Source organism: Aeromonas encheleia (assembly GCF_900637545.1).
GTDB lineage: Bacteria > Pseudomonadota > Gammaproteobacteria > Enterobacterales > Aeromonadaceae > Aeromonas > Aeromonas encheleia.
This window is the reverse complement of sequence record NZ_LR134376.1, coordinates 92,871-119,265: the sequence shown is the minus strand read 5'-3', so window position 1 is coordinate 119,265 and position 26,395 is coordinate 92,871. Positions and strand designations below refer to the sequence as shown.

23 protein-coding genes are annotated in these 26,395 nt (G+C 64.9%); 8 read left to right on the top strand and 15 right to left on the bottom strand.

Annotation, left to right across the window (positions count from 1 at the left end):
• Window positions 1-43 precede the first annotated feature (43 nt).
• The 6 genes from ompA to ilvG all read right to left on the bottom strand — a co-directional run bounded on the left by ompA (window position 44) and on the right by ilvG (window position 7,846).
• Complete coding sequence (gene ompA / locus EL255_RS00570) at window positions 44-1,165, bottom strand: porin OmpA (protein WP_042654430.1); 1,122 nt, start codon at window positions 1,163-1,165, stop codon at window positions 44-46.
• A gap of 246 nt (window positions 1,166-1,411) precedes the next feature.
• A complete protein-coding gene (gene ilvA / locus EL255_RS00565; protein ID WP_042654431.1) occupies window positions 1,412-2,932 on the bottom strand; it encodes a threonine ammonia-lyase, biosynthetic in 1,521 nt (506 codons plus the stop codon).
• A gap of 88 nt (window positions 2,933-3,020) precedes the next feature.
• Window positions 3,021-4,862 carry a dihydroxy-acid dehydratase gene (gene ilvD / locus EL255_RS00560; RefSeq protein WP_042654432.1) on the bottom strand — a complete coding sequence of 614 codons (1,842 nt, stop codon included), beginning with the start codon at window positions 4,860-4,862 and terminating at the stop codon, window positions 3,021-3,023.
• A gap of 147 nt (window positions 4,863-5,009) precedes the next feature.
• Complete coding sequence (locus EL255_RS00555; protein ID WP_042654433.1) at window positions 5,010-5,942, bottom strand: branched-chain amino acid transaminase; 933 nt, start codon at window positions 5,940-5,942, stop codon at window positions 5,010-5,012.
• Window positions 5,943-5,954: 12 nt separating this feature from the next.
• Window positions 5,955-6,203: an acetolactate synthase 2 small subunit gene (ilvM, locus tag EL255_RS00550; RefSeq protein ID WP_033129032.1), complete on the bottom strand. Its 249-nt coding sequence runs from the start codon at window positions 6,201-6,203 to the stop codon at window positions 5,955-5,957.
• Window positions 6,200-7,846 (bottom strand): acetolactate synthase 2 catalytic subunit, encoded by a 1,647-nt coding sequence (gene ilvG / locus EL255_RS00545; RefSeq protein ID WP_042654434.1) that lies wholly within the window; start codon window positions 7,844-7,846, stop codon window positions 6,200-6,202. The genes ilvM and ilvG overlap by 4 nt, the downstream gene beginning before the upstream one ends.
• 383 nt (window positions 7,847-8,229) lie before the next feature.
• On the opposite strand from ilvG, the gene EL255_RS00535 reads away from it, so the two are divergent.
• The 3 genes from EL255_RS00535 to EL255_RS00525 all read left to right on the top strand — a co-directional run bounded on the left by EL255_RS00535 (window position 8,230) and on the right by EL255_RS00525 (window position 11,744).
• Entirely contained in the window at window positions 8,230-9,744 is a 1,515-nt protein-coding gene (locus EL255_RS00535; protein WP_042654435.1) for a YifB family Mg chelatase-like AAA ATPase, read from the top strand.
• A gap of 137 nt (window positions 9,745-9,881) precedes the next feature.
• Window positions 9,882-10,781: a 1-acylglycerol-3-phosphate O-acyltransferase, YihG family gene (locus EL255_RS00530; protein WP_033129035.1), complete on the top strand. Its 900-nt coding sequence runs from the start codon at window positions 9,882-9,884 to the stop codon at window positions 10,779-10,781.
• A gap of 9 nt (window positions 10,782-10,790) precedes the next feature.
• On the top strand, window positions 10,791-11,744 hold the full coding sequence (locus tag EL255_RS00525) for a 1-acylglycerol-3-phosphate O-acyltransferase, YihG family (protein ID WP_042654436.1): 954 nt from the start codon (window positions 10,791-10,793) through the stop codon (window positions 11,742-11,744).
• On the opposite strand, the gene EL255_RS00520 is transcribed toward EL255_RS00525, so the two are convergent.
• Window positions 11,690-12,172, bottom strand: a complete 483-nt coding sequence (locus EL255_RS00520) for a 2-thiouracil desulfurase family protein (protein ID WP_042654437.1) — start codon at window positions 12,170-12,172, stop codon at window positions 11,690-11,692. The genes EL255_RS00525 and EL255_RS00520 overlap by 55 nt on opposite strands.
• A complete protein-coding gene (locus tag EL255_RS00515) occupies window positions 12,169-12,819 on the bottom strand; it encodes an NUDIX hydrolase (RefSeq protein ID WP_042654438.1) in 651 nt (216 codons plus the stop codon). Before EL255_RS00515 ends, EL255_RS00520 begins: the two co-directional genes overlap by 4 nt.
• A gap of 74 nt (window positions 12,820-12,893) precedes the next feature.
• On the opposite strand from EL255_RS00515, the gene EL255_RS00510 reads away from it, so the two are divergent.
• From EL255_RS00510 to phnE, 5 genes are all read left to right on the top strand, one after another.
• Window positions 12,894-13,529, top strand: a complete 636-nt coding sequence (locus EL255_RS00510; protein WP_042654439.1) for a nicotinamidase — start codon at window positions 12,894-12,896, stop codon at window positions 13,527-13,529.
• Window positions 13,530-13,709: 180 nt separating this feature from the next.
• Entirely contained in the window at window positions 13,710-14,888 is a 1,179-nt protein-coding gene (gene pncB, locus EL255_RS00505) for a nicotinate phosphoribosyltransferase (protein WP_042654440.1), read from the top strand.
• Between the two features lie 123 nt (window positions 14,889-15,011).
• Complete coding sequence (locus EL255_RS00500; RefSeq protein WP_084228388.1) at window positions 15,012-15,857, top strand: putative selenate ABC transporter substrate-binding protein; 846 nt, start codon at window positions 15,012-15,014, stop codon at window positions 15,855-15,857.
• Window positions 15,854-16,615 carry a phosphonate ABC transporter ATP-binding protein gene (locus tag EL255_RS00495; RefSeq protein WP_042654442.1) on the top strand — a complete coding sequence of 254 codons (762 nt, stop codon included), beginning with the start codon at window positions 15,854-15,856 and terminating at the stop codon, window positions 16,613-16,615. The genes EL255_RS00500 and EL255_RS00495 overlap by 4 nt, the downstream gene beginning before the upstream one ends.
• Window positions 16,612-18,150, top strand: coding sequence for a phosphonate ABC transporter, permease protein PhnE (gene phnE, locus EL255_RS00490; protein WP_042654480.1), 1,539 nt, complete (start codon window positions 16,612-16,614; stop codon window positions 18,148-18,150). Before EL255_RS00495 ends, phnE begins: the two co-directional genes overlap by 4 nt.
• A 103-nt stretch (window positions 18,151-18,253) precedes the next feature.
• Here the strand turns inward: phnE and EL255_RS00485 are convergent, their stop codons facing one another.
• The 7 genes from EL255_RS00485 to EL255_RS00455 all read right to left on the bottom strand — a co-directional run bounded on the left by EL255_RS00485 (window position 18,254) and on the right by EL255_RS00455 (window position 26,310).
• Complete coding sequence (locus EL255_RS00485) at window positions 18,254-18,862, bottom strand: thiol:disulfide interchange protein DsbA/DsbL (protein ID WP_042654443.1); 609 nt, start codon at window positions 18,860-18,862, stop codon at window positions 18,254-18,256.
• 239 nt (window positions 18,863-19,101) lie between these two features.
• Complete coding sequence (locus tag EL255_RS00480; RefSeq protein ID WP_042654444.1) at window positions 19,102-20,091, bottom strand: serine/threonine protein kinase; 990 nt, start codon at window positions 20,089-20,091, stop codon at window positions 19,102-19,104.
• A gap of 142 nt (window positions 20,092-20,233) precedes the next feature.
• Window positions 20,234-21,682: a cytochrome c oxidase accessory protein CcoG gene (ccoG, locus tag EL255_RS00475; protein WP_042654445.1), complete on the bottom strand. Its 1,449-nt coding sequence runs from the start codon at window positions 21,680-21,682 to the stop codon at window positions 20,234-20,236.
• Between the two features lie 196 nt (window positions 21,683-21,878).
• On the bottom strand, window positions 21,879-22,142 hold the full coding sequence (locus tag EL255_RS00470; RefSeq protein ID WP_042654446.1) for a YihD family protein: 264 nt from the start codon (window positions 22,140-22,142) through the stop codon (window positions 21,879-21,881).
• Between the two features lie 31 nt (window positions 22,143-22,173).
• Entirely contained in the window at window positions 22,174-23,328 is a 1,155-nt protein-coding gene (locus tag EL255_RS00465; protein WP_042654447.1) for a GGDEF domain-containing protein, read from the bottom strand.
• A gap of 182 nt (window positions 23,329-23,510) precedes the next feature.
• Entirely contained in the window at window positions 23,511-23,900 is a 390-nt protein-coding gene (gene cueR / locus EL255_RS00460) for a Cu(I)-responsive transcriptional regulator (RefSeq protein ID WP_042654448.1), read from the bottom strand.
• 10 nt (window positions 23,901-23,910) lie between these two features.
• Entirely contained in the window at window positions 23,911-26,310 is a 2,400-nt protein-coding gene (locus tag EL255_RS00455; RefSeq protein WP_042654449.1) for a heavy metal translocating P-type ATPase, read from the bottom strand.
• Between the last annotated feature and the right edge of the window lie 85 nt (window positions 26,311-26,395).

The following is a 26,395-nucleotide window of genomic DNA, read 5'->3' as shown; positions in this document are numbered from 1 at the left end:
AACAAGGGGGCCTGCGCCCCCTTGTTGTATCTGCAGCAGCCCCTTATTGCGCGGGCTGGGAGACCCCCTCCAGCCGCACCTCGACCCGGCGATCCGGCGCCAGACAGGCGATCAGCGCCTGCCTCGACTGCTCGCCACAGCTGCCCCCGGTCACCGGGGACGACTCTCCGCGCCCCTCTGCCCGCACCTTGTCGGCAAACAGTCCCTTGGCGACCAGATAGTCGGCCACGCTGCGGGCACGTTGCTCAGACAGGGACTGGTTGTAGGCGTCGGACCCCTGCCTGTCGGTATGACCGATCACGGTCGCGACCCCGTCTTTCGGGTTGGCGGCCACTATCTGGGCGAACAGGCTATCCAGCGCCTGGCTCGCCTCGGGTCTCAGGGTCGCCTTGTTGAACTCGAACAATACGTCCGAGTTCAGGCTGAACTGCTTCTCGACCAGCACGGGCGCCACGACAGCGGCGGGGGGTGGGGTCGGGGCCACGGGTTCGTCGCCGATCTGGTTGAAGTGATAGACCATGCCGACCGCCAGCAGGCCGTTGTCCAGCTCTATGCCGGACTCATCGAGCGAGGTCTTGCCGAGCGGAGTGGTGTACTGGTATTCGAGGCGGGCGGACCAATCCTTGTCGATGGCATATTCCAGACCGAGTGCGCCGACGAAGGCGGCGCCGTGATACTTGCCGCCACCCGACTCGGTGAGGTTGCTGGTGCCATCGTTGGCCCAGGCGCTGATGGAGCTATCGGTCCAGGCATAGGCGCCCCCCAGCCGGCCATAGATGTCCAGGGTCTCGGTCGCCGGGAAGCCGATCTTCATGGTGGCCTGGATCATCTGCGCCTTGGCCTCCCCATCCAGTCCCGCCTCGACCCCGTTGCTGCTGAAGCGCTGATCGACCTGATACTTGCCGAGCCAGTCATACCCCAGCTCGACGGCCACATTCCTGTTGACCTGATAGCCCACGAAGGCGCCAAGGCCGAGATCGCTGTGATCCTGGCCGGGATCGAAGGTATCGAGCACCTCCTTGACCTGATCGTCGTAATCCACCCCGTAAAAATTGGACCAACCGGCCTTGCCACCGGCATACCAGGTGTTGTCTTGCGGCGCGGCCTGCAGCGCCCCCGTAGCCATCAGACCGCCGATCAGGACGGCGAGCGTAGATTTGTTCATGGATGAGCCCCTGCAATGAATTGTTATGACGCCGGATGCGCCTCTCTTCCCTGACGGGGCCCTGAACCTAGCCCCTTACTCAGGTTATCCCATCTGTTGCAAGCCTCAAACGACCAGGGACTCAGGAGTGTGATATTGGCGACATTATCGACAGATGTTCTCCCCTGCACCCCCTGCCCCTCAAAAAAAACCGGAGAGCTGGGCTCTCCGGTTTCGGGTCTGGGCAGAGGCCGGTGGCCATCCTCCCTAGCTGGCCAGGAACAGCCGGTAGGCGGGATCGTCGCTCACCTCCTTCCAGCCGTAGCCAATCTCGTGCAGGTAGTCGTGGAAGGCGGCCACGTCTTCATCCGGCAGCTCGAAGGCACAGAGCACCCGACCATAGTCGGCACCGTGGTTGCGGTAGTGGAACAGGCTGATGTTCCAGCGACAGCCCAGGGTCTCCAGGAAGCGCATCAGGGCGCCCGGCTGCTCCGGGAACTTGAAGCTGTAGAGCCGTTCACCGAGGGGCCGGGCCGGGCGGCCGCCAATCATGTAGCGCACGTGGTTCTTGGCCAGCTCGCTCTCGGTCATGTTGACCACAGGGTAGCCATTTCCCTCCAGCTGATGCTGGATCTGGGTCAACTCCTCGTCGCCGCCGGTGAGGCGCACCGAGACGAACAGGGAGGCCTGGGCCGCATCCGCGTAGCGGTAGTTGAACTCGGTCACCATGCGCGGGCCGAGCTGGCGGCAGAAGTCGAGGAAGGCCCCCTTGCGCTCGGGTATGGTCACCGCCAGCATGCCCTCGCGCTTCTCGCCTATCTCGCAGCGCTCCGACACGTAGCGCAGGCTGTGGAAGTTGACGTTGGCACCGGACAGAATGGCCGCCATCCGGCCGCCCTTGACCTGCTCACGCTCGCTGTAGGCCTTGAGCCCCGCCAGCGACAGGGCGCCAGAGGGTTCGGCGATGGCGCGGCAGTCGTCGAAGATATCTTTCAGCGCGGCGCAGATCTGGTCGTTGGAGACGGTCACCACCTCGTCCAGATACTGGTTGCACAGACGAAACGTCTCTGTGCCGATGCGCTTGACCGCCACACCGTCGGCAAACAGCGAGACCCGATCCAGATTGACCGGCTCGCCGGCTTCCATGGCGGCCTTGAGGCAGGCGGAGCCTTCCGCCTCCACCCCGATCACCTTCACATCCGGCAGCAGCTGCTTGATGTAGACGGCCACACCGGCGGCCAGGCCGCCGCCCCCCACAGGCACGAACACGTGGGTGAGGTGGGTATCCTGCTCCAGCAGCTCCTTGCCGATGGTACCCTGGCCCGCGATCACCTCGACGTCGTCAAACGGCGGTATCAGGGTGTAGCCCTCCAGTTCGGAGAGGCGGCGGCTCTCGGCATAGGCCTCGTCGAAGCTATTGCCAAACAGCATGACGTTGCCACCCAGCCGGCGCACCGCATCTATCTTGATGTCCGGCGTGGTCTTGGGCATCACTATGATGGCCTTGATGCCGAGCTTGGCCGCCGACAGGGCGACCCCCTGGGCATGGTTGCCGGCAGAGGCCGCCACCACACCGTTCGCCTTCTGCTCGGCGCTCAAGGTCGCGATCTTGTGATAGGCACCGCGCAGCTTGAAGGAGTGCACCGGCTGCAAGTCTTCCCGCTTGAGGGAGACCTGGTTGCCGAGCCGTTCGGACAATTTTTTAAGGGTCTGCAAGGGGGTCACCCGCGCCGCCTCATAGACGGGGGAGAGCAACACCTTGCGTAGATAATCTGCCGCAGAGACCATGGTTACTCCTCCGCCTTGCCGGAATGAACGCGCACCATGCTCGGCACGGCACAGACGGAATACGGGTAATTTGCCTTAAGTGTCATCATCACTCCTCCAGCTTGCTGCGATCTCGTACCGCGCCCTTGTCGGCACTGGTAGCGAGCATGGCGTAGGCGCGCAGGGCAAAGGAGACCTGACGCTGACGGTCCAGCGGCTTCCAGCCACGGGCCGAGGCGGCAACGCGGCGGGCGGCCAGCACACTGTCGGCCACTTCCAGCACCATGCTGCGAGCCGGAATATTGATGTTGATGATGTCGCCATCCTCCACCAACCCTATGGTGCCGCCGGAGGCCGCCTCGGGCGAGACGTGGCCGATGGAGAGACCCGAGGTACCGCCAGAGAAGCGGCCATCGGTGATCAGGGCGCACTGCTTGCCCAATCCCATGGACTTGAGATAGGTGGTGGGATAGAGCATCTCCTGCATGCCGGGACCGCCCTTGGGCCCTTCGTAGCGGATCACCACCACTTCACCGGCTTTGACCGTACCGTCCAGGATGCCAGCGACGGCGGTGTCCTGGCTCTCGAATACCCGGGCCGGGCCACGGAAGCAGAGGTTCTCGTCATCCACGCCGGCCGTTTTGACGATGGCGCCATCAAGGGCCAGATTGCCGGAGAGCACGGCCAGGCCGCCCTCCAGGCTGTAGGCATTGTCCAGCGAGCGGATGCAGCCCTCGGCTCTGTCCACATCCAGCTCGGGCCAGCGGCAATCCTGGCTGAACGCCTTGGTGGTGCGGATCCCGGCCGGACCGGCGCGGTAGAAGTCCACCACCTCCTGGCTCGGCTGGCGGCTGACGTCGTATTCGTTGAGCAGTTCGGCCAGGGAGCCGCCCAGTACGGTGCGGGTATCGCCGTGCACCAGACCCGCCTTCTCCAGCTGGCCCAGGATGGCGACCACGCCACCGGCGCGGTGCACGTCTTCCATGTGGTACTTCTGGGTAGAGGGCGCCACCTTGCACAGCTGGGGCACCTTGCGCGACATGCGGTCGATGTCGGCCATGGTGAAGTCCACCCCGGCCTCCTGCGCCGCCGCCAGCAGGTGCAGCACTGTATTGGTGGAGCCACCCATGGCGATGTCCAGCGCCATGGCGTTCTCGAACGCCGCCTTGGTGGCGATGTTGCGCGGCAGGGCTGTCTCGTCATCCTGCTCATACCAGCGCTTGGCCAGGGTGACGATGCGCTGGCCCGCCAGCTTGAACAGCTGCTCGCGATCGGCGTGGGTCGCCAGCATGGAGCCGTTGCCCGGCTGGGAGAGGCCGAGCGCCTCGGTCAGGCAGTTCATGGAGTTGGCGGTGAACATGCCGGAGCAGGAGCCACAGGTGGGGCAGGCACTGCGCTCTATCTGATCGCTCTGGGCATCGGAGACCTTGGGATCGGCCCCCTGGATCATGGCATCCACCAGATCCAGCTTGATGATCTGATCGGAGAGCTTGGTCTTGCCCGCCTCCATGGGGCCGCCGGAGACGAAGATCACGGGTATGTTGATGCGCAGGGCGGCCATCAGCATCCCCGGGGTGATCTTGTCGCAGTTGGAGATGCAGACCATGGCATCGGCGCAGTGGGCGTTGACCATGTACTCCACCGAGTCGGCGATCAGCTCCCGGGACGGCAGCGAATAGAGCATGCCGCCGTGGCCCATGGCGATGCCGTCATCCACGGCGATTGTGTTGAACTCCTTGGCGACGCCACCCGCGGCTTCGATCTCGCGGGCCACCAGCTGGCCCAAATCCTTGAGGTGAACGTGGCCAGGTACGAACTGGGTGAAGGAGTTGACCACGGCTATGATGGGCTTGCCAAAATCCTGATCTGTCATGCCGGTGGCACGCCAGAGGGCGCGGGCCCCGGCCATGTTACGTCCGTGGGTGGTGGTGGCGGATCTCAACTTCGGCATTGTCTCTACTCCCTGAATACATGAGCCCGGTTGGGCAAATTAGTGATGCAAAACTGTCACTGCAAATCGGTTGTGGCAAGGGACCTGCCCTTGCCATAGCCGACTCTTGTCTGAGATCGGGCGACGGATCGCCCGCTCAGCCTTCGATCAGTCGTTGACCGGGGTCAGCCAACCCCACTTGTCCTCGGTCTGGCCGTTGAACAGGCCGAAGAAGGCATTCTGCAGCCGCTCAGTCACGGGGCCACGGCTCCCGGCCCCGACTTTCATCCGATCCACGGATCGCACCGGCGTGACTTCGGCGGCGGTGCCGGTCATGAAGATCTCGTCCGCCACGTACAGCGCTTCGCGCGGCAGCGCCTGCTCGCGCACCTCATAGCCCAGATCTTTAGCCAGCGTCATTATGGTGTCGCGGGTGATGCCGGGCAGGATGGCGGCGGCGGCGGGCGGGGTGAACAGCACGCCGTTCTTCACCAGGAACAGGTTCTCCCCGGCCCCCTCGCTCAGATAGCCGTTCACGTCCAGCGCCAGCCCCTCGGCGAAGCCGTTGCGCTTGGCCTCCCGGCTGATCAGCTGGGATGAGAGATAGTTGCCGCCGGCCTTGGCACCGGTGGGGATGGTATTGGGCGCGAGCCGGCTCCAGGAGGTGACGCACACATCCACCCCGTTTTTGAGCCCCTCCTCACCGAGGTAGGCGCCCCAGGGCAGCGCGGCGACCATGAGATCCGCCTTGGCATCCAGCGGCGGATGCAGCCCAAGCCCCACGTTGCCGACAAAGGCCAGCGGGCGCAGATAGCCGCTCTTGAGGCCGTTCTCGCGCACCACGGTGCGGCAGGCGTCATTCACCTCGGCCTCGCTGTAGGGCACGTCCATCCAGTAGATCTTGGCGGAGTCGAACAGGCGACGGGTGTGCTCCTGCAGGCGGAAGATGCAGGTTCCCCTGGGGGTGTCGTAGGCACGCACTCCCTCGAACACCGAGGAGCCGTAGTGCAGGGCGTGGCTCATGACGTGGACCTGGGCATCTTGCCAGGGCACCAGTTTGCCGTTGAACCAGATGTACTGGGGGTGGGAAGGCTGTGACATTGGCTTTGCTCCTTAAGCGCTGATCCGGGGCTGCTGTTCCAGTGCATCGACCCGGGAGACGTCCACCAGCTTGACCAGCTGGCTCCACAACTGCTGGATGGGACGCACCGACTCGACAGTAACCGTGATCCGCAGCTGTTGGCAATCCTGCTCCATATTGAGGGCGCAGAGCGCGAAGCCGCGGTGGCGCACCACCCGCAGCACCCGCTCCATCACTTCGGGTCTCGGCTGGGCGTGAATATGCAATGTGTGCTGGTTCATGGGCGTTGCTCCATCATCTTGTGGTTGGCGACTCCTGGTGGCACCAGGGGCCAGACGTTTTCTTCCTCTGAAATCGCAACATGCAGCAGGTAGGCGCTCTCGCTCGCCAGCAGACGGCCCAGTGCCGGCGCTATCTCCGCCTTGCAGCTGATGGTCTCGCCGGGGATGCCGAACGCGGCGGCCAGGGCGATGAAGTCCGGGTTGTCCGAGAGTATGGTCTCGCTGTAGCGGCCGTCGAAGAACAGCTCCTGCCACTGGCGCACCATGCCGAGACGCTGGTTGTCGATCAGCACCATTTTCACCTTGAGCTGGGCGCGGCGTATGGTGCCGAGCTCCTGCACGTTCATCATGAAGGAGCCGTCACCGCTCACCAGCACCACCTCATCATCCGGCCGCGACATCTTGGCGCCGATGGCGGCGGGCAGGCCGAAGCCCATGGTGCCGAGGCCGGCGCTGGAGAGATGGTTGCGCGGGCTGGTGAAGCGCATGTGCTGGGCCACCCACATCTGGTGCTGGCCCACGTCGCAGGCCACCACGCTGCTCTCGGGCAGGCGCTCGGAGAGCTGCTTGAGCAGGGCTGGGGCATAGATGGGTTGGCCGGGGTGGTCGTAGCGAAACGCATATTCCCGTGCCATGGCGGCGCAGTGCTCGCGCCAGGGTGCGATGTCGAGGGCCATGGCCAGCGCCGGCAGCACCAGCCTCAGATCCGTGGTGATGCCCACCTCGGCGGCGCGGCGCTTGCCGAACTCGGCGGCGTCCACGTCCAGATGGACCACCCTGGCGTGGGGGGCGAACTCGTCCAGCTTGCCGGTCACCCGATCATCGAAACGGGCGCCCACCACCAGCAGCAGATCACACTGCTGCACCGCGTAGTTGGCGGCCTTGGTGCCGTGCATGCCGAGCATGCCGAGATAGACGGGGCTATCGGGATCCAGCGCCCCTATCCCCTTGAGGGTGGTGACCGCCGGCATGCCGCTGGTGGCGGCAAACTCGCGCAGCTCGGCCTCGGCATTGGCCATGCCGACCCCACCCCCGACGTAGAGCACGGGGCGCTCGGCGGCCGCCAGCAGGGCGCGGGCCGCGCCGATCTCGGCCGGGTTGAGGGCCTCCGGCTCCGCCACCGCAAACAGCGGGCTCAGGGTGGGCACGGCGGCCAGCTGGATATCCTTGGGGAAATCGATGAGCACGGGACCGGGGCGGCCTTCGGTGGCGATGGCGAAGGCTTCGGCCAGCACCCGCCCCAGATCGGCGGGGTCGGTCACCATGAAGGAGTGCTTGGTGCAGGAGAGCGACATGCCGAGCACGTCCACCTCCTGGAAGGCATCGGTGCCCACCGCGGCGCAAGCCACCTGGCCACTGATGGCCACCAGCGGCACAGAATCGAGCAGCGCCTCCGCCAACCCGGTCACCAGGTTGGTGGCGCCCGGGCCCGAGGTGGCGATGCAGACCCCCACCCGGCCGGAGGCGCGGGCATAGCCCACCGCCGCCATGGCGGCACCCTGCTCGTGGCGGCAGAGCTGATGGGCCAGACCACCGTCATACAGGGCATCGTAGACCGGCATGATGGCCCCGCCCGGGTAACCAAACACCTGGGTCACACCCTGTTTCTTGAGAGCCTGTACCAAAAACTGCGCGCCGTTCATGTGGAAATCCTGTCCTTTGGTCGAAAAAAAACCCCCGAGCCGTGAGGCTCGGGGGTCGCTTGTTTCGTTCTGTCCGGTGGTGGGTCTATCCCTTGTTCCGTGCAGCTAAACGAGCCCCGAGCGGTGAGATAATAATCACCACTAGGACCACAATAATGCTGACGAAACGGGAGGCCATGTTCATAGTTACAACCGGAAATCCTGTGAAATCGGGGCGGTTTGCACCGCGAATAGCTATTAGAACTAGCACGGTGATTTTTATTTGGCAAGCGTTTTTTAGCTGACAAGACTCTGATTTCAAGCGCGCCGACGGCCTCTGACTGGCACAAAAAACTAATAAAAAACGGTTAACCAGCACATACATCAAACCAAGGACGGGATTTATGTCATTAGCTGTGGTTTATAGCCGTGCCAGCCTGGGGATCGCGGCGCCGCAAGTCACGGTGGAAGTCCATTTATCCAACGGGCTGCCCGCCTTCAACATGGTGGGATTACCGGAAACCTCGGTGAAGGAGTCGCGGGATCGGGTGCGCAGCGCCCTGCTCAACGGCAACTTCGAGTTCCCGAGCAAGCACATCACGGTCAACCTGGCCCCCGCCGACCTGCCCAAGGAGGGGGGCCGTTTCGATCTGGCCATCGCCATCGGCATTCTCGCCGCTTCCAAGCAGATACCGGCAAAATACCTGCTCGATCATGAATTTTTGGGGGAGCTGGCCCTGACCGGCGAGATCCGTCCCGTGCTCGGGGTCTTGCCCGCGGTGCTCGCCTGCCGCGATGCGGGCCGCACCCTGCTGGTGCCGCGGGAGAACGGCCCCGAGGCCTCCCTCATCCAGGATGCGGAGGTGCGCACCGCCCATCAGCTGCTGGCGGTGACAGCCTGGCTGGCGGGCCAGTATGAGCTGCCACTGCCAGAGCCCCAGAGCACGGAGACACTGCCCGACGTGCCGGATCTGCAGGATGTGATCGGCCAGTCCCAGGCCAAGCGGGCGCTGGAGATCGCCGCCGCCGGCAGCCACAACCTGCTGTTCATAGGCCCCCCCGGCACAGGCAAGAGCATGCTGGCGAGCCGCCTGCCCGGCATACTGCCGCCGCTGAGCGAGCAGGAGGCGCAGCAGACCGCCGCCATCCACTCCATCGGCGGACTCACTCCCCGGGTCGGCCACTGGCATCACAGGCCCTATCGCACGCCCCATCACAGCGCCTCGGCGGTGGCCCTGGTGGGGGGTGGCAGCCACCCGAGACCCGGCGAGATCTCCCTGGCTCACAACGGGGTGCTGTTTCTCGACGAGCTGCCGGAGTTCGAGCGCAAGGTGCTCGACTCCCTGCGCGAGCCGCTGGAGACCGGCCACATCACCATCAGCCGGGCCGCGCGCCAGGTGGACTTCCCCGCCCGCTTCCAGCTGATTGGCGCCATGAATCCCAGCCCCTGCGGTCACTATGGGGACGGCCAGACCCGCTCCAGCCCGGATCAGATCCTGCGCTATCTCGGCAAGCTCTCCGGCCCTTTCCTCGATCGCTTCGATCTGACGGTGGAGGTGCCGCTGCTGCCCAAGGGCAGCCTTACCGGCAAGGCGGAGCGCGGTGAGCCGAGCCGCCAGATCCGGGAGCGGGTGCTGGCGGCGCGGGAGCGGATGCTGAGCCGCAATGGCAAGCTCAATAACCTGCTGGATAGCCGCGAGATCGAAGATATTTGCCGACTATCGCCGCAAGATGCCGAGTTTCTGGAGAGCGCCATCCAGAAGCTGGGGCTCAGCATCCGGGCCTGGCACCGCATACTGAGGGTGTCGCGCACCATAGCGGATCTGGCAGGCCGGCCCGCCATCGAGAAGGAACACCTGATCGAGGCGCTCGGCTACAGGGCCATGGATCGGCTGCTCTCCCGCCTGCGCAGCGGCTGAATGACTGGGATTATGGGAAAGTGAGTCCTATGTGGTCCGTGGCTGCCAGACATGGTTTAGCGCGCCATCGGCTGATATTATGGCCACAGATCTGACCACTTGCTGGTCATCCACAGACAAGAAGACGGACTCGATTCATGCAAAACAAGCTGATAGAGCGACTGCGCGGCAGCCTCTCGACCCTGCTCTATTTCCTCAATACCCTGTTCTGGTTTGTCCCCATACTGCTGCTCGGCCTGGTCAAGCTGCTGCTGCCGATCAGGGGCTGGCGTACCCTCTGCAACGCCCTGCTGGATGGCTGCGCCAGCTGCTGGATAGGTTTCAACAATCTGATCCAGAAAGTCATCATCAGAACCACTTTTGAGGTGGTCGGAGTGGACAAAGGGCGCCGGAATGAGTGGTATATGGTGATTGCCAACCATCAATCCTGGGTCGACATACTGGTATTGCAGCGGATTTTTAATCAGAAAATCCCCTTCCTGAAGTTTTTCCTCAAGAAAGAACTGATTTGGGTACCTTTTCTCGGTCTGGCCTGGTGGGCGCTGGATTTCCCCTTCATGCGACGTTATTCCCGAAAGTTTCTGGAAAAACGCCCTCATCTGAAGGGAAAGGACATAGAAACAACCCGTAAGGCCTGTGCCAAGTTCCGCCACATTCCGGTGAGCGTGATGAACTTCGTGGAGGGCACCCGCTTCACCGCCCACAAGCATGACAAGCAGGCCGCCCCCTATCGCCATCTGCTGCACCCGAGGGCGGGCGGGGTCGCCTTTACCCTGGCGGCCATGGGGGATCAACTGCACCAGCTGGTGGATGTGACCATCGCCTATCCGGGCGGCATCCCCAGTTACTGGGACTTCATGTGCGGGCGAGTCAGGGAAATCAAGGTTCGGGTGCGCTATCTGCCGATCGAACGCAATCTGGTGGGGGATTACTTCAATGACCCCGAGTTCCAACAAGAGTTTCAACAGTGGTTGAACGGGATCTGGCACGAGAAGGATCAGACCCTGAGCCAACTGCTGGCGGACGAGACACAGTAAACGACACCCATGCTCACCTTTCTTCCCGGCCCGCTGGTGCTGCTCATCAGCGCCAGCCTGACCATATTGTTCATCATCCTGGTCTCCAGCCTGATCCTGCTGGTGTCGCTGATCAAGCTGCTGCCGATCCCGGGCCTCAGCCACGCCTGCAGCCGGATCAACAACGGCATCATGCGCTTCTGGCTGAGCTGCAACGCCCTGGTGATCCGCCTCACCACCCGCATCGAGTGGCAGATCGAAGACGATACCCGGCTGCGCAAGGATGGCTGGTATCTGATCGTCAGCAACCACCTGAGCTGGACCGACATAGTGGTGCTGGGTCATCTGTTCAGGGACCGGCTGCCGGTGCCCAAGTTCTTCATGAAGCACGAGCTGATCTACATCCCGCTGATGGGATTGGCCTGCTGGGGGCTGGACATGCCCTTCATGCGCCGCTACTCGCGGGCATTCCTGCTGCGCAACCCGCACCTGCGCGGCAAGGACATAGAGACCACCCGCAACGCCTGCGAGAAGTTTCGCCACATCCCCACCACCGTCATCAACTTCGTGGAAGGCACCCGTTTCACCGAGTCCAAGCGGGATGCGGTGCGCTCAGCCTACCGTCATCTGATGCCGCCCAAGGCGGCGGGGCTCGCCTTCACCCTGGCCGCCATGGGGGAGCAGTTCGACAGCCTGATCAACGTCACCATCAGCTATCCAGACAACGCCGAGACCCCGTTCAAGGACTTCCTGATGGGGCGGATGAAGCGCATTCGGGTGCGCATCGAGGAGCTACCCGTCGACGAGCCGCTGGTGGGGGATTACTTCAACGACAAGCAGTTCAAGCGGGGCTTCCAGCAGTGGCTGAACCAACGCTGGCAGGAGAAGGACAGGGTGCTGGCGCAGTGGCAGGAGACCGATGCGGCGGCTCAGGTCGAGGCGGTGGTCGCCAAGGTGAGCGCCGAGGCCAGCTCGGGCAGCTGATCCTCCGAGAAGACAGCGATGCCGTGGCGCCGCAGCAGGGCCGTGGTCTTGCCCTCACCCGCCATCGAAACTCCCTCGAAGCCGCCGTTGTAGATGCGACCGCTGCCGCAGGAGGGGCTCCCCTCCTTGAGCAGCGCGAAGCGGATCCCCTGGCTCTGGCAGAGCCGCAACGCCAGCTCGGCGCCACGATCGAATTCGGCGGTCACGTCCAGCCCAGACTGAGTCACCACCAACTCCCCCTGCCGTTCGGCGGGCGGGCGCGGGGTCGGCAGGCCACCGGCCACCTCGGGGCAGAAGGCCAGGGTGCGCCCCTCGGCCCCCAGCGCGCTCAGCCAGTCGCAGAGGATCCCCTTGCTCTGACCGTCATACCGCACCGGCTGCCCGAGCAGGCAAGCGCTGACCAGCACGCGTAGCGGTTTATGGTTCATGCTTCGGCTCCATTCATCACCTGATCAAACATCACGCAGCAGGGGCTCTCCAGCCGGTAGAGGATGGCCGGGCGCTGCTTGCCGGTGCGCTTGCGGCCGGTATCCACCAGGATATCGGCGCGGTGGATGCGCTTGCGAAACGCCGCCGTATTCATTGGGGTCTGCAGGATGACCTCGAAGGCGCGCTGCACCTCGGAGAGGGTGAACTCGGGGCCAAGCAGTTGCAGTGGCAGGGTGCTGTAGCGGCTCTTGATGCGCAGCCGCTCCAGCCCCTTGGCGATCAGCTGGCCGTGGTCGAAGGCGAGGCCGAGGCCCGGCAAGACAGAGAGCGGATGCCAGCAGCCGCGCACCGCCTCCACCTCAGGCTCGACCAGGCACAGGTAGACCAGGGTGGTGGACCAGCCGCGGGGATCCCGCTCCAGATTGCCGAGGGTGCAGACCTGCTCGCTGTAGCAGTGGCCCAGCCCCCACTCCGCCAGCAGGCGATGGCGGGCGGCGTCCAGATCCCGGTCCCGCGTCTCGTCGATGCGCAGCGCGGGCAACTGCCAGCTATGGGCAAAGGGGGGGCGATCGCGGGTCTCGAGGAGCAGCTCGAGCCGCTCCTCGTTCAACCGCAGCACCACCATATCCAGACTCATTCTCGGCATCCTGACTGACCTGCTCGCCTTCCAATAATGTTTGGTAGATAATATCACAAGGATAGTATGTGCAGGAGCCAATCATGGGAACCGTCGCCAGCCTGGATATTGATGCGCAGAAGGGCTTCACCCCCCTCTGCCCGAACGAACTGCCCGTCGCGGGCGGGGATGCTATTGTGGCTGCACTCAACGCCCAGGCCCGCCTCGCCAGCCTGCGGGCAGGCAGCAAGGATGCCCATCCCCGCAATGCCGCCTGGGCCGTCTCTGACCCCGCCGACATGCTGCAGCCGCTGGATCTGCCCAACGCCGACCTCAGCTGGCCGGTGCACTGCGTGCCGGGCACCCCTGGCTTCGAGCTGCTGGACGGCCTGCCCACCCCCATCGATTACGACTTCTTCGTCTGGAAGGGGGTCGAGCCGGATCTGCATCCCTACGGCGCCTGCTTCCACGACCTGGCCGAGCGGCGCAGTACAGGCCTCATCGAGTTTCTGCAGTCCCGCGGCGTCAGCACTGTGCTGGTCGGCGGCCTCGCCACCGACTACTGCGTCAAGACCAGCGTGTTGCAACTGCGCCGGGCCGGCCTGCGGGTTATTGTTCATCTCGACGCCTGCCGTGGCATCAACCCCGAGACGGTGGCCCAGGCCCGCACCCAGATGATCGAGGCTGGCGCCGAACTGGTCCAGACCCTGACCGATGTACAACGCCTGCTGGACGCCTGACATGCCCATCACTCTCACCAGCCTGCCCGGCGCCTGCAACTTACCCATGCGGCAGGTCACCCGCCTGCCAGGATACTGATATGCCTCCTATCCTCACCAGCCTGCTCGACACCGATGCCTGCAAATTACCTATGCGGCAGGGGAACGTCATCGCGCTCACCAGCCTGCGGGGAGTCTGATATGCCGCCGATTCTCACCAGCCTGCTCGACACCGACGCCTACAAGCTGCACATGCAGCAGGCCGTGTTCCATCGCTATCCGGATGCCGAGGTGGTGGCCGAGTTCCACAGCCGCAACGAAGAGGATCTGTTGCCCATGATGGGCCAGATCGAGGAGCAGCTGCACCTCGCCGGCTCCCTGCGGCTGACCAAGCCCGAGCTCGACTTCCTGGCCGAGCGCCCCTTCTTCACCGCCGATTACCTCGATCACCTGCGCCGCAAGCCGCTCGACGCCTCCCTGCTGCGGGTGTTCGAGCAGGATGGTCGCATCAATGTGCGGGTCGAGGGCCCCTGGCAGGACGTGATCCTGTGGGAAATCCCTGTGCTCGCCATCATCAGCGAGATGCGCAACCGCTTCCGCTATCCCCAGTTCGGGGTGAGCCAGGCGCTGGATCGGCTGGATCAGAAGATCGACAAGCTGGAGCATGAGCTGAGCCCGGCGGAGATGCAGGATTTCAACCTCATCGACTTCGGTACTCGCCGCCGCTTCTCCCACGCGGTGCAGGATGCCGTGGTGGGCCGTCTCAAGGAGCGCCTGCCGGCATTCAAGGGCACCAGCAACTACCAGCTGGCCCAGAAATACCGGCTGCCGGCGGTGGGCACCCAGGCCCACGAATGGTTCCAGGCCCACCAGCAGCTCGGCTTCCCGCTGGAGCACAGCCAGCGTGCGGCCCTCACCAGCTGGCTGGACGAGTTCACCAACCACCTGGGGATCGCCCTGACCGACTGCATCACCATGGATGCCTTCCTGCGCGACTTCGACTTCGAGCTGGCCAGCCGCTACCAGGGCCTGCGCCACGACTCCGGCGATCCCGTGGTGTGGGGCGAGAAGGCCATCAGCCACTATCAGCGGCTCGGCATAGACCCCAGAGACAAGACGCTGGTGTTCTCCGACGGCCTCAACCTCGACAAGGCGGTGCAGCTGTTCCGCCACTTCCGCGGCCGCATCAACACCAGCTTCGGCATCGGCACCAAGCTCACCTGCGATCTGCCCGGCGTCAGCCCGATGAACATCGTCTTCAAGCTGATGGAGTGCAACGGCGGCCCGGTCGCCAAGATCTCCGACAGCCCGGGCAAGACCCTGTGCCGGGATGCGGACTTCATCCGCAACCTCAAGCAGGCGTTTCACGTCGGGGTGTAAGGTAGCTTTTTAGGGGCGCCGCCTTGTGCATCACGCCGCCGGCGCCCTACCATGATTCACTTGCCAGGTCCGACAGTTGTCGGGCCTTTCTCTTGCCCGAACGACAGACCACAAGGAACTGCCATGACTCGTAAATGGATGTTTGCCCTCACCACCCTGCTCGCCAGCCTGGGTGCCACCGCCGCCGAGCCGCTGCGCGTCTCCGCCATTCCGGACGAGGCTCCCACCGAGCTACAGCGCAAGTTTGCCCCGCTGGGTGACTACCTGGCTGAGCAGACCGGCCGCGAGGTGGTGTTCGTGCCGGTCAACGACTACGCCGCCGTGGTGGAGGCGCTGGCCTCCGGCAAGCTCGACATGGCCTGGCTCGGGGGCTTCACCTACGTGCAGGCCCATCGCCGGGCCGACAAGGTAGTGCCGCTGGTGCAGCGTCAGGAAGATGCCCAGTTCACCTCCAAGTTCATCGCCAACGCGGACAGCGGCATCAAGACCCTGACCGACACCAAGGGCAAGGACTTCGCGTTCGGTTCCCCCTCCTCCACCTCGGGCCACCTGATGCCGCGCCACTTCCTGGCCGAGCAAGGCATAGTGCCGGAGCGTGACTTCGCCCACGTCGCCTTCTCCGGCGCCCACGACGCCACCGTCGCCTGGGTCGCCTCCGGCAAGGTGCCGGCCGGTGCGCTCAACGCCTCCGTGTGGGACAAGCTGGTGGAAGAGGGCAAGGTCGATACCGCCAAGGTGAAGGTGATCTGGACCACGCCGACCTATTTTGACTACAACTGGACGGTGCGCGGCGACCTGGACCCAGCGCTGCAGGAGAAGATCAAGCAGGCCTTCCTCAAGCTGGATCCCGCCGTTCCGGCCCAGGCCGAGATACTCAAGCTGCAACGGGCCAGCCGCTTCATCGAGACCAAGCCTGAGAACTACCTAGGCATCGAAGCCGCCGCGACCCAGGCCGGCCTGCTGAAGTGATCGCCGTCGCCTTGTCAGGGGAGGGACTGCGGCTCGGTCAGAGCCGCATCCTGCACCCGTTCAGCCTGCGGCTGGAGGCGGGTGAATGCGTCGCCATCATAGGGCCGAGCGGGGCGGGCAAGACCAGCCTGCTGCGCCTGCTCGGCACCGAGCTGCGCGGGGAGGGCAACCTCAGTCTCTGGGGGCAGGATCCCTGGGCGCTCTCCAGCCACGCCCGCCAGCGGCTGCGCAGCCGGATCGGCATGGTCTGGCAACAGCCGCCCCTGCCCGCCTCCCAGCCGGTGCTGACCGCCGTGCTGGCCGGCAGGCTGGGCCAGTGGTCCCTCGGCCGCGCCCTGCTCTCGCTGCTGCGCCCCTGCGACCCCGAGGGGGCCAGGGCCGAGCTGGCCCGCCTCGGCCTCGCCGACAAGTGGCAGCAGCGCTGCGGCGAGCTCTCCGGCGGCCAGTTGCAGCGGGTCGGCATAGCCCGGGTGCTCTATCAGCAGCCGGAGCTGATCCTGGCCGATGAGCCTGTCTCCGCCCTCGACCCCGTGCTCGCCCGCAGCAGCCTGGACGCCCTGCTGACCCAGGCCCGCGCCCAGGGCAGCACGCTCATCGCCAACCTGCATGCGGTCGAACTGGCGCTCGAGCGCTTCCCCCGCATCATAGGCCTGCGCGAGGGACGGGTGCAGTTCGACTGCCCCGCCCAGGCGGTCACCCCGGCCATGCTGAGCGCGCTCTACGCCGGCGACGACGAGGTGGATGCGTGCCTGGGCTGACGGATCGCTGGCGCCATCCCCTGCCCTGGCTGCTGGCGCTGATCGGCTTCAGCCTGTGGCAGCATGCCGAGGGCTGGCTCGGACTGTTCGACGGCCAGAGCTGGCGGCAGATGGGCAACTTCCTCGCCACCAGCTGGCCACCCCGCATAGATCAGGACTTTCTCGGCCTGACCCTGAGCGCTGCCCTGGAGAGCCTGGCGGTCGCCACCCTGGGGCTGGCCGGTGCCCTGCTGCTCGGCGTCCCGTTCGCCCTGCTCGGCTCCCGCGCCCTGTCGCTGGCCGAGCTGGGTCCCATTCCCAGCCCGCTGCGCGGCGCCTTGCGGACCCTCAGCCGGCTGATCGCCATCCTGCTGCGCAGCCTGCCCGAGCTCATCTGGGCGCTGCTGTTCGTGCGGCTGTCCGGGCTCGGGCCCCTGGCCGCCATCCTGGCCATCGCCGTCAGCTACGGCGGCATGCTGGCCAAGGTCTACAACGAAATCATGGAGAGTGGCGCCCTGCAACCGGCCCGCGCCCTGCTGCTCAGTGGCAGCGGCCGCCTGCAGGCGCTCTGGTATGGCGTGCTGCCCGCGGTACGCCAGGAGCTGCTCTCCTACACCGTCTATCGCTGGGAGTGCGCCCTGCGCGCCTCCGTCATCATGGGCTTCGTCGGCGCCGGCGGGCTCGGCCAGCAGCTCGAACTCTCCCTGCGCATGTTTGCCGGCGGCGAGGTGGTGACCCTGCTGCTGGCCTTCATCCTGCTGGTGACCCTGGCCGACGGCCTCAGCGCCTGGCTGCGCCACAGCCGCTCCCCCGGGCTGCAACTGCTGGCCTGCCTGGGGCTGGCCGGCGCCTTGGCGTTCCACCAGCTCGACTGGCGCATGCTGAGCTTCTCCTTCGGCGGAGTGGGGCAGTTCATCGGCGAGTTTCTGCAGCCGGACTGGTCGACGCCCTTCCTGCTGACGGTGGGCACCGGCCTTCTCGATACGGTGCAGATGGCGCTGCTGAGCACCCTGCTGAGCGCCCTGCTGGCCCTGCCGCTGGCCTGCCTCGCCCGTCACTGCTGGCCGCTGCGACTGCTGTTCAACCTGCTGCGCTCCGTGCCCGAGCTCATCTTCGCCAGCCTGCTGGTGATCGCGGTCGGGTTGGGGCCGGTGGCGGGCATACTGGCGCTGGCGCTGCACACCACCGGGGTGCTGGCACGGCTGTTCGTGGAGACGCTGGAGAATGCGGATCAGGCCCCTCGCCTCGCCCTGCAGCTGAGCGGCGCCGGTCGCATCGCCAGCTTCTGGTACAGCCTGTTCCCGCTAGTGGCGCGCCAGTGGCTGGCCTACAGCCTCTATCGCGGCGAGATGAACCTGCGCGCCGCCACCATCCTCGGGGTGGTGGGCGCCGGCGGCTTGGGGCAGCAGCTCTATGTGTCCCTGAGCCTGTTCCGTTACGATCAGGCGGCCACCCTGATCCTGGCCATACTGCTGCTGGTCTGGCTGGCGGAGGCCATCAGCCGTCGCACCCGGCTGCCGCGGCCGGCGCCGTCCCAGCGGGACTGCCAGATCTGAATCCGGATTAACCTCCGTCTGCCTTGCCCGCCGAGATGGCCGTAAAAAACAAAAAAGCCCGCCGGTTCGCACCGGCGGGCTTTTTTCATGAGGTCAGGCGGGATCAGTCTTTCTTGGCCAGCAGGTACTTCACCAGCTGGTTGAACTGCTCCTGGGAGGTGATGGATTCAATCTTCACCATGTACTTGCCGTTGACCAGGAAGGCCGGCACACCGCGCACGTTGTAGCTCTCGGTGTTGCGATCGAACTGGGAGACCATGCCGGAGACCGCGAAGCTGTCGACGGCACCGTCGAACTCTTCGGCCGGTACGCCGTTGTCCACGAAGATCTGCTTCACGTCAGCACGGCTCTGCGGCATCTGACGCTGGGTATGGATCTTGTCGAAGATGGCCGGGGTCAGCTTGCCTTCCACGTTCAGCAGGTTGGCGACCGCATAGGCACGCTGCATCTCGGGACCCATCTCGCGACCCAGGAAGGCCACCGGGTTCTTCTTCATCGGCACGCCTTCCGGCAGGTTCTTCTTCAGATCCTCGGCAATCGGCTCGAACTTGGCGCAGTGCGGGCAGAAGTAGGAGAAGAACTCCAGCACTTCCGGTTGGGCGCTGCCGGTCTGGGTAACCACGTCATAGTTGACGCCTTCCTTGAATTCCGGGGCGGCGTGAACCATGGGGATCATCAGCATGGCAGCGAGGAAAAATAGTACTTTTTTCATGACGTTTCCTGTTAAGGGATCACTGTGAGGCACGCCCGGCGAACCGAAGCAGTCCAAGCCTATTGCGTCACCCTCTTGCCGTCAATGCCCAAGGCGAGCCAGGCAGGATCGCCAGCGGGCACGAGGACCCGCAAACGGCATCACCACCCCGGCGTCAGCGACAGCGGCGGCGCTTGCAGGGCGGCGAGCTGATCGTGCTCAGGGATGGCGATCTGCAAACAGCATCCCCATCCCTGGCATCACCACCCCGGCGTCAGTGACAGCGGCGGGGCCTGCAGGGCGGCGAGCTGGTCATGCAGGGTCGCGATCTGCTGGTGCCAGTAGTGATCGGTGCCAAACCAGGGGAAGTGGCGCGGAAACGCTGGATCTTCCCAGCGCCGGGCCAGCCAGGCCATGTAGTGAACGATGCGCATGGCCCGCAGTGGCTCGATCAGCGCCAGCTCCCGCGGGTCGAACTCCATGAACTCCTCGTAGCCGGCCAGCAGGGTATCGAGCTGGATCAGCTGCTCGTTGCGATCCCCGGACAGCAGCATCCACAGATCCTGGATGGCGGGGCCGGTGCGGCAGTCATCGAGATCGACGAACATGGGGCCATCGCGCCACAGTATGTTGCCGGGGTGGCAATCCCCGTGCAGGGAGATCTGGGCCACGTCCAGGGTCATGGCGTCGCAGACATGCCGGATCAGCTCGTCGAGCACCCCGAAGAACTGCTTGGCCAGCCCGCTCGGCACCCACTCACCGGCCGCCAGCAGCTGGCGCGGCTCGTGCAGCATGCTCTCCACGTCCAGCCGGACGCGGTGATGGAAGGGGCGGCTGGCGCCGATGCGGTGGATGCGGCCGAGATAGCGCCCCACCCACTCCAGCTGCTCCAGGTTGTCCACCTCGAACTGACGGCCCCCCACGCTCTGCCAGATGGCGAAGGGGTAGCCCTGATGCTCCAGCAGAGTCTCACCGGCGAAGGCGAGCGGCGCCGCCACCGGGATCTCCGCCTCGTTGAGGCGGGCGGAGAAGCCGTGCTCCTCCAGGATCTGGGCCCGGCTCCAGCGGCCGGGACGATAGAACTTTACCACGAAGCGGCGGCGATCCTCATCCTGGAACTGGTAGACCCGGTTCTCATAGCTGTTGAGCTCGATGAGGCCGGAATCGATGCGCAGGCCGCTGAGATCGATCGCATCCATGATGAGATCGGGATTGAGGTCGGAATAGTTGAAACGCATGTCATCCACCATGAGAAAGGGGCGCTGTTGCGCCCCATTCTATCCGAGATGGCGGATGAATACCGCCCTCGGCACCGGTCGATAAGCCGGCCGGGTTGCACCTGGGCAGAGAACGGCCGCCATGGCGGATCCACTCCGCTCATGGCCAAGGCCGTCACAGCCGGCTGATAAACTTGCTGGCCTGGCGCAGGGTGCCCTTGCTGTCGCCCTCTGCCGCCCCTTCCCGCTTCAGCACGAACTGGATGTCCAGGGTCGGCCGTTTCAGGTTGAAGGGGTCCACCGCCACACTCACCGGCAGGGTGAAGATTTCCCCTGGTTTGAGAGTCACCTCGCGCGGGCCGAACCACTGGTGCTCCGGCAGCCCTTCTACATCCAGCTGATAGGTCTGGGGCTGCAGGGTCTTGTTGAGGATCTTGAGGGTATAGGTGTTCTCAATCAGCCCCTCGCTGTTCTCGCGGAACAGCTGGTTGCGATCCCGCAGTATGTCGAGCCCCATCGGCATGATGGACATGGCGTTGTAAACGAACACCCCCAGCATGATGACCATCACCAGGCCATAGCCGAGCAACTTGGGCCGCGCCACCTGAGTGACGTTGTGGGCCAGCTTGTGCTCGGTGGTGTAGCTGATGAGGCCGGGCGCATAGCCCATCCGATCCATGGTCTGATCGCAGGCATCGACGCAGGCGCCGCAGTTGATGCACTCGTACTGCAGGCCGTCGCGGATGTCGATGCCGGTCGGGCAGACCTGCACGCAGAGATCGCAGTCGATGCAGTCCCCCAGCCCCAGCGCCTTGGGATCGGCCTTGCGGCTGCGGGCGCCGCGGGTCTCGCCGCGCTTGCTGTCGTAGCCGACGATGTAGGTGTCCTTGTCGAACATGGCGGACTGGAAGCGGGCATAGGGGCACATGTGGATGCACATGATGGCGCGCATCCAGCCGGCGTTGCCGTAGGTGCAGGCGGCGAAGAACAGCACCCAGAAGATGACCCAGCCGCTCGCCTGCAGGGTGAAGAATTCCGGTACCAGCTGGAACACATCCTGGAAGTAGGCGACGAAGGTGAGGCCGGTGCCGAGCGACAGCAGGAGCCAGGCCAGATGCTTGGTGCCCTTGCGAGCCAGCTTCTCGCCGCTCCAGGGGGCCGCGTCCAGCTTGCGGCGCTTGTTGGCGGAGCCTTCCAGCTTCTCCTCGAACCAGATGAACATGAAGGTCCACACCGTCTGCGGGCAGAGGTAGCCACACCAGACCCGGCCGAGGAAGGTGGTCACGAAGAAGAGTGCGAAGGCGGCGATCATGAAGACCCAGGCCAGCAGGGTCAGATCCTGCGGCCAGATGGTGGCGCCGAAGATGTGGAACTGCTGGTGCTCGAGATCGAACAGCACCGCCTGGCGGCCGTCGTAGCGCAGCAGGGGCAGGGTGACGAAGAGGGCGACGAAGAACCAGCCCATGGCCTTGCGCACCCGCTGCCAGTAGCCGGTCTGGGATCTCACATAGATGCTGTTACCGGGGTTGAACCTGTCATCGCCGGCTTTGAACGTGTTGGGATTGAAGGTCCCGGTGACATCGCCGGTGACATCCTTGATATTGATCTTGTCCTGGTCGGCCATTTCAACACATAGCTCCACTCATATTGTTATGAAGCCGATTATATCTTAAACAGCCTGCTAATTGTGTGGGTTAAATGTATCTATAGTTCGAGTGTTGTCGCAATTTCGGCTAACAAAAAGAGCCCATAGTCGGTTGACTATGGGCTCTTTTTAGAGATTCTTTTGAAAACCTCAAAGCCTACCGCAGGAGCAAGCTTTACTTGATGCCGCGCGCCTTGAGCAGGGCTTCCTTGAAGTCGGGGACATGATCCTTGGCCAGGCCCGGGATCATCGCCTGCTTGTCGGACTCCCGCATCTTGAGGTGGTAGATCAGCATGTCGTCGGTCAGCTCGGCCAGGGCGCCGTCATAACCGGCCTCTGCCGCCAGTTTGCTGACGAACTGCACCAGGCTGAGATCCTGTTCCTTGATCCAGGCGGGCTGCAGCAGCTCCAGCAGCTCTTCGATACGATGACATTGCATAGACGACCTCTTTAAATCTGTCATGTGAAACTCAGGCAACCTTACCCATCAAGGCTACTTCGATACGATCCCGCCCATTATGCTTGGCCTGATAGAGCGCCGCATCCGCTTTTTGGATCAGCTCGGCGGTCGAGAGGCTGGGATCCGGCACCAGGGTGGCCACCCCGAAGCTGCAACTGACCCGGCCGGAGACCAGGGATTTCTGGTGCGGGATGCCCAGGGAACGCAGGGCCCTGCGCACCTGCTCGGCGATCTGGATGGCCCCCTGCAGGCCGGTGCAGGGCAGCAGCAGGGCAAACTCCTCCCCGCCGTAGCGGGCGGCCAGATCGTCCTCCCGTCGCAGCACCTCGGCCAGCAGGCAGGCCACCTGTTGCAGGCAGTCGTCCCCCAGCTGATGGCCGTAGAGATCGTTGAACTGCTTGAAGTAATCCACGTCCACCAGCACTAGGGAGAGGGGCGCCCTGGCCCGCTGGCAGCGACGCCAGGCGCGTGCCAGCGTGTCGTCGAGGTGGGCTCTGTTGGCGATGCCGGTCAGCCCGTCCAGCCGGGAGGTGAGCCTGAGGTGCTCGGACACCGTCTTGAGCTCGGCCACCAGATCCGCGTTGGCGAAGCGGTGATAGAGGGAGGCCACCTGATCCCGCCGCAGGCGGCGCAACAGGGTCGGCAGAAACACGAACAGGTAACCCGCCAGCAGGCAGGAGACGAGGCGTTCCTGCTCGTTGCCACCCCCCAGCTCGAACAGCATGGCGAGGCCAAGCGGCAGCACGGCGCCGTAGAGCGCACGGCGACAGCCGAACAGCATGATGGCGCTGCCGGTGAGGATCAGGCTGGCGAGCATCATCATGGCGGCGCGATAGGTGTCGGGCAGCCGATCCATGTAGAGCAGCACCCCGAGCGCCCAGAGGATGGAGGTGATGGTGACCCCGATGAACAGCTCCCGCTCCAGCACCGGCAATGGGATCTGCGCCAGCCTTGGCCGGCGCCAGCGCAGGTGCCACCAGCGTGCCAGCAGCAGCAGGCAGATCAGCCCCAGCCAACCCAGCGCCTCCCCGGCCGGCAGATAGTCGTGAAACAACAGGCTCCAGCCGAGCGCCAACAGCGCCAGACAAGGCAGGCTGAACGAGGCGTGGGCATAGAGTTGGGCCATGATGGCTTGCCGCACCTGGCGTGTGACACTCTGGGTCAACTGGATACTCCCTGTACAAGAGCCGGGCAGTTTAGCACTCCCCCTTCCAGGCCAACAATCAATTGCCCGCTATTATGCTGCCGCTCAGCCAGCGCGCGGTAAGCATCCGATCGGCACCGGCTCAGGCCGGGAGACCGCCGGGCCCGCCACGAGCGCGGGCCGACCCGGCAACCCCGGCCAGATCAGCCACGATCCAGCTCGTCGAGGATGGGGCACTCAGGGCTCTCGTCACCGTGACAGCAGCCCACCACCTCCTCGAGGGAGGCCAGCATGGCCTGCAGACCCTGGATGCGGGCCCGCAAGTCGACGATCTTCTCCTGCGCCAGCTTCTTCACCTGGGCGCTGGTCCTGTGCTCGTCCCGGTAGAGTGCCAGCAACTCCTGGCACTCCTCCAGATTGAAGCCCGTCTCCCGCGCCCGCTTGACGAAGCGCAGCTCCCGCAGCGCCCCATCGTTATAGCTGCGGTAGCCGTTATCGCTGCGCACGGGCGCCGCGATCAGGCCGATGCTCTCGTAGTAGCGGATGGTCTTGGCGGTCAGGCCGGTGGCCTTGGCAACCTTGCTGATGTTCATCTGTGCCTCCTTAAATGTTCGAATGAGTGCCAGCATGGCTCGCCGCCTTGGGCTGCCAGCGTTTCAGTAACAGGGAATTGCTCAATACGGTGATGCTGCTCAGGGCCATGGCCGCCCCCGCCAGTTCGGGGCTGAGGTAGCCAAAAGCGGCCAGCGGAATGCCGATGATGTTGAACACGAAGGCCCAGAACAGATTCTGCTGTATGGTGCGCCAGGTCGCCGCCGAGATGTCGATGGCGTCGGCTACCAGCCGCGGATCCGATCTCATGAGAGTGATGGAGGCGGTTTCCATCGCCACGTCGGAGCCTGAGCCCATGGCGATCCCCACATCGGCCGCCGCCAGAGCCGGGGCGTCGTTCACCCCGTCCCCGACCATGGCCACCAGGCCATCGACCTGGGCGCGCAGCGCCTCGACCTTGGCCACCTTGCCGGCGGGCAGCACAGAATCGAAGGCCCCGTCCAACCCCAGCTTGGCGGCGATATGGGCCACGGGGGACGGCGCATCGCCACTCACCAGCCAGCAGGCGATGCCGCGCTGGCGCAGAGTGGCGATGGCGGCCGGGCTCTCGGGGCGCAGGGTGTCGGCCAGGGCGGCGATGCCAACCGCCACGCCGTCGATGGCGACCCAAACCCGGGTCGCGCCATCACCGTCCGCCTCATCCTGCTGCGGCATCGAGATCCCGAGCGCGCTCAGCAGGGAGGGGTTGCCGATGGCCACCTCATGACCCGCCACCTTGCCGAGGATGCCGGCACCGACCCGCACCTCCACCTCGTCCGGTTGCGGCAGGGCATCGCCACTGACCGCCTCACGCATGGCCAGCGCCAGCGGGTGTTCACTCGCCTGTTGCAGGGCGGCGGCCAGGCGCAGTTGCGCCGGGGTGCCGCTCCAGCTCGCCAGCACTGGCTTGCCCTGGGTGAGGGTGCCGGTCTTGTCGAAGATCAGCGCCTTGATGGCGTGGGCTTTTTGCAGGGTATCCACGTCTTTTATCAGAATGCCGTGGCGCGCCGCCACCCCGGTGCCGGTGACGATGGCGGCCGGCGTGGCCAGCCCCAGGGCGCAGGGACAGGCGATCACCAGCACGGCCACCGCCGCCAGCAGCGCCTGGCCGAAGTCGTTGCCGATGGCGTACCACACCAGCAAGGTGAGCAGGGCGATGGCCATCACCACCGGCACGAACACCGCGGAGACCTTGTCCACCAGCTGTTGCAGCGGGGCCTTGCCCATCTGGGCACTCTCCACCAGGGCGATGATCTTGCTGAGGCTGGAGTCTTCCCCCACTGTGGTGGCCTCGATCTCCAGCACGCCGGAGCGGTTGATGGCCCCGCCCAGCACGCTGTCACCCAAGGTGCGCAGCACCGGCAGGCTCTCGCCGGTTAGAATGGATTCATCGAGCTCGCTCTCGCCGCTGGTGATCTTGCCATCCACCGGCACCCGTTCACCGACCAGCACCCGCAGCCGATCGCCGCGCAGCACCTCGTCGACAGAGAGGCTCTGCCACGCCTCACCGCGCCAGACGGTAGCGGTCTCGGGACGCAGCGCCATCAGCTCGCGAATGGCGGACTGGGTGCTGCGCCGGGCGCGCGCCTCCAGCAACTTCCCTAACGAGATCAGGGTGATGATGATGGCACTCGCCTCGAAGTAGAGCTTGCCGCTGGCGGCCGCCCCCAGGGTCAGCAACAGGTAGAGACTGTAGAAGTAGGCGGCGCTGGTCCCGGTCGCCACCAGCACATCCATGTTGGCGGAGCGGTTCTTGAGGGCCAGCCAGGCGCCGCGATAGAAGCGGGCCCCGATCCAGAACTGCACCGGGGTGGCGAGCGCCAGCTCCAGCCAGGCTGGCAGATGCCAGGGCAGCAGCCCGGCCATGGCGACCATCCCCACCAGCAGCGGCAGCGTCAGCAGGGCCGAGACAACCACCTGGATCAAGGCCTTGTGGGCGATGGCCGCCTCCTGCGCCTCACGCTCCTGCAACTGCTGACGGCGGGCGCTGGCACTGCCTTGCGCCAGCTGGGCACCGAAGCCGAGCGCCTCGATCTGCCCACGCAGCGAGGCCGGCGTCTGCGCCCCGGGTACCAGAGTGATGCGGGCCTGCTCGAGGGAGAAGTTCACATCGGCCGAGAGGACACCCGGCAAGGCGGTCAGCATCTTGCCGAGCCGGGCCGAGCAACCGGCGCAGGTCATCCCGCTGATCTGGAACGACAACGACTCGCTGCCATAGCCGTAGCCCTGCGCCTCTATGCTGTCCAGCACCTCGGGCAGCCGGGCATCCTGGCTCAGTTCGATGGCCGCCTGCTCCAGCGCGAAGTTGACGGTGGCCTGCACCCCGTCGAGCTTGTTGAGGGCGGTGCTGATCCGGCTGGCGCAGTTCGCGCAGCTCATGCCGCTGATGGGAAGTTGAATATGCATGGTCATGACAATCCTCCTCGGATAGACCAGCAAACCTTAACCTTTACAGTAAGGGTAAGCTCAAGCGACCGCACTCACTTTTTGCTCGCAT

Bases quoted from the DNA above. Each gene is read 5' to 3' on its own strand.
- ompA (WP_042654430.1), bottom strand. From the start codon at position 1,165: ATGAACAAATCTACGCTCGCCGTCCTGATCGGCGGTCTGATGGCTACG.
- EL255_RS00530 (WP_033129035.1), top strand. From the start codon at position 9,882: ATGCAAAACAAGCTGATAGAGCGACTGCGCGGCAGCCTCTCGACCCTG.
- EL255_RS00470 (WP_042654446.1), bottom strand. From the start codon at position 22,142: ATGCAATGTCATCGTATCGAAGAGCTGCTGGAGCTGCTGCAGCCCGCC.
- ilvG (WP_042654434.1), bottom strand. From the start codon at position 7,846: ATGAACGGCGCGCAGTTTTTGGTACAGGCTCTCAAGAAACAGGGTGTG.
- EL255_RS00520 (WP_042654437.1), bottom strand. From the start codon at position 12,172: ATGAACCATAAACCGCTACGCGTGCTGGTCAGCGCTTGCCTGCTCGGG.
- EL255_RS00515 (WP_042654438.1), bottom strand. From the start codon at position 12,819: ATGCCGAGAATGAGTCTGGATATGGTGGTGCTGCGGTTGAACGAGGAG.
- cueR (WP_042654448.1), bottom strand. From the start codon at position 23,900: ATGAACATCAGCAAGGTTGCCAAGGCCACCGGCCTGACCGCCAAGACC.
- EL255_RS00555 (WP_042654433.1), bottom strand. From the start codon at position 5,942: ATGTCACAGCCTTCCCACCCCCAGTACATCTGGTTCAACGGCAAACTG.
- EL255_RS00525 (WP_042654436.1), top strand. From the start codon at position 10,791: ATGCTCACCTTTCTTCCCGGCCCGCTGGTGCTGCTCATCAGCGCCAGC.
- ilvM (WP_033129032.1), bottom strand. From the start codon at position 6,203: ATGAACCAGCACACATTGCATATTCACGCCCAGCCGAGACCCGAAGTG.
- ilvD (WP_042654432.1), bottom strand. From the start codon at position 4,862: ATGCCGAAGTTGAGATCCGCCACCACCACCCACGGACGTAACATGGCC.
- EL255_RS00480 (WP_042654444.1), bottom strand. From the start codon at position 20,091: ATGGTGGATGACATGCGTTTCAACTATTCCGACCTCAATCCCGATCTC.
- ilvA (WP_042654431.1), bottom strand. From the start codon at position 2,932: ATGGTCTCTGCGGCAGATTATCTACGCAAGGTGTTGCTCTCCCCCGTC.
- ccoG (WP_042654445.1), bottom strand. From the start codon at position 21,682: ATGGCCGACCAGGACAAGATCAATATCAAGGATGTCACCGGCGATGTC.
- EL255_RS00485 (WP_042654443.1), bottom strand. From the start codon at position 18,862: ATGAAAAAAGTACTATTTTTCCTCGCTGCCATGCTGATGATCCCCATG.
- EL255_RS00455 (WP_042654449.1), bottom strand. From the start codon at position 26,310: ATGACCATGCATATTCAACTTCCCATCAGCGGCATGAGCTGCGCGAAC.
- pncB (WP_042654440.1), top strand. From the start codon at position 13,710: ATGCCGCCGATTCTCACCAGCCTGCTCGACACCGACGCCTACAAGCTG.
- EL255_RS00510 (WP_042654439.1), top strand. From the start codon at position 12,894: ATGGGAACCGTCGCCAGCCTGGATATTGATGCGCAGAAGGGCTTCACC.
- EL255_RS00500 (WP_084228388.1), top strand. From the start codon at position 15,012: ATGACTCGTAAATGGATGTTTGCCCTCACCACCCTGCTCGCCAGCCTG.
- EL255_RS00535 (WP_042654435.1), top strand. From the start codon at position 8,230: ATGTCATTAGCTGTGGTTTATAGCCGTGCCAGCCTGGGGATCGCGGCG.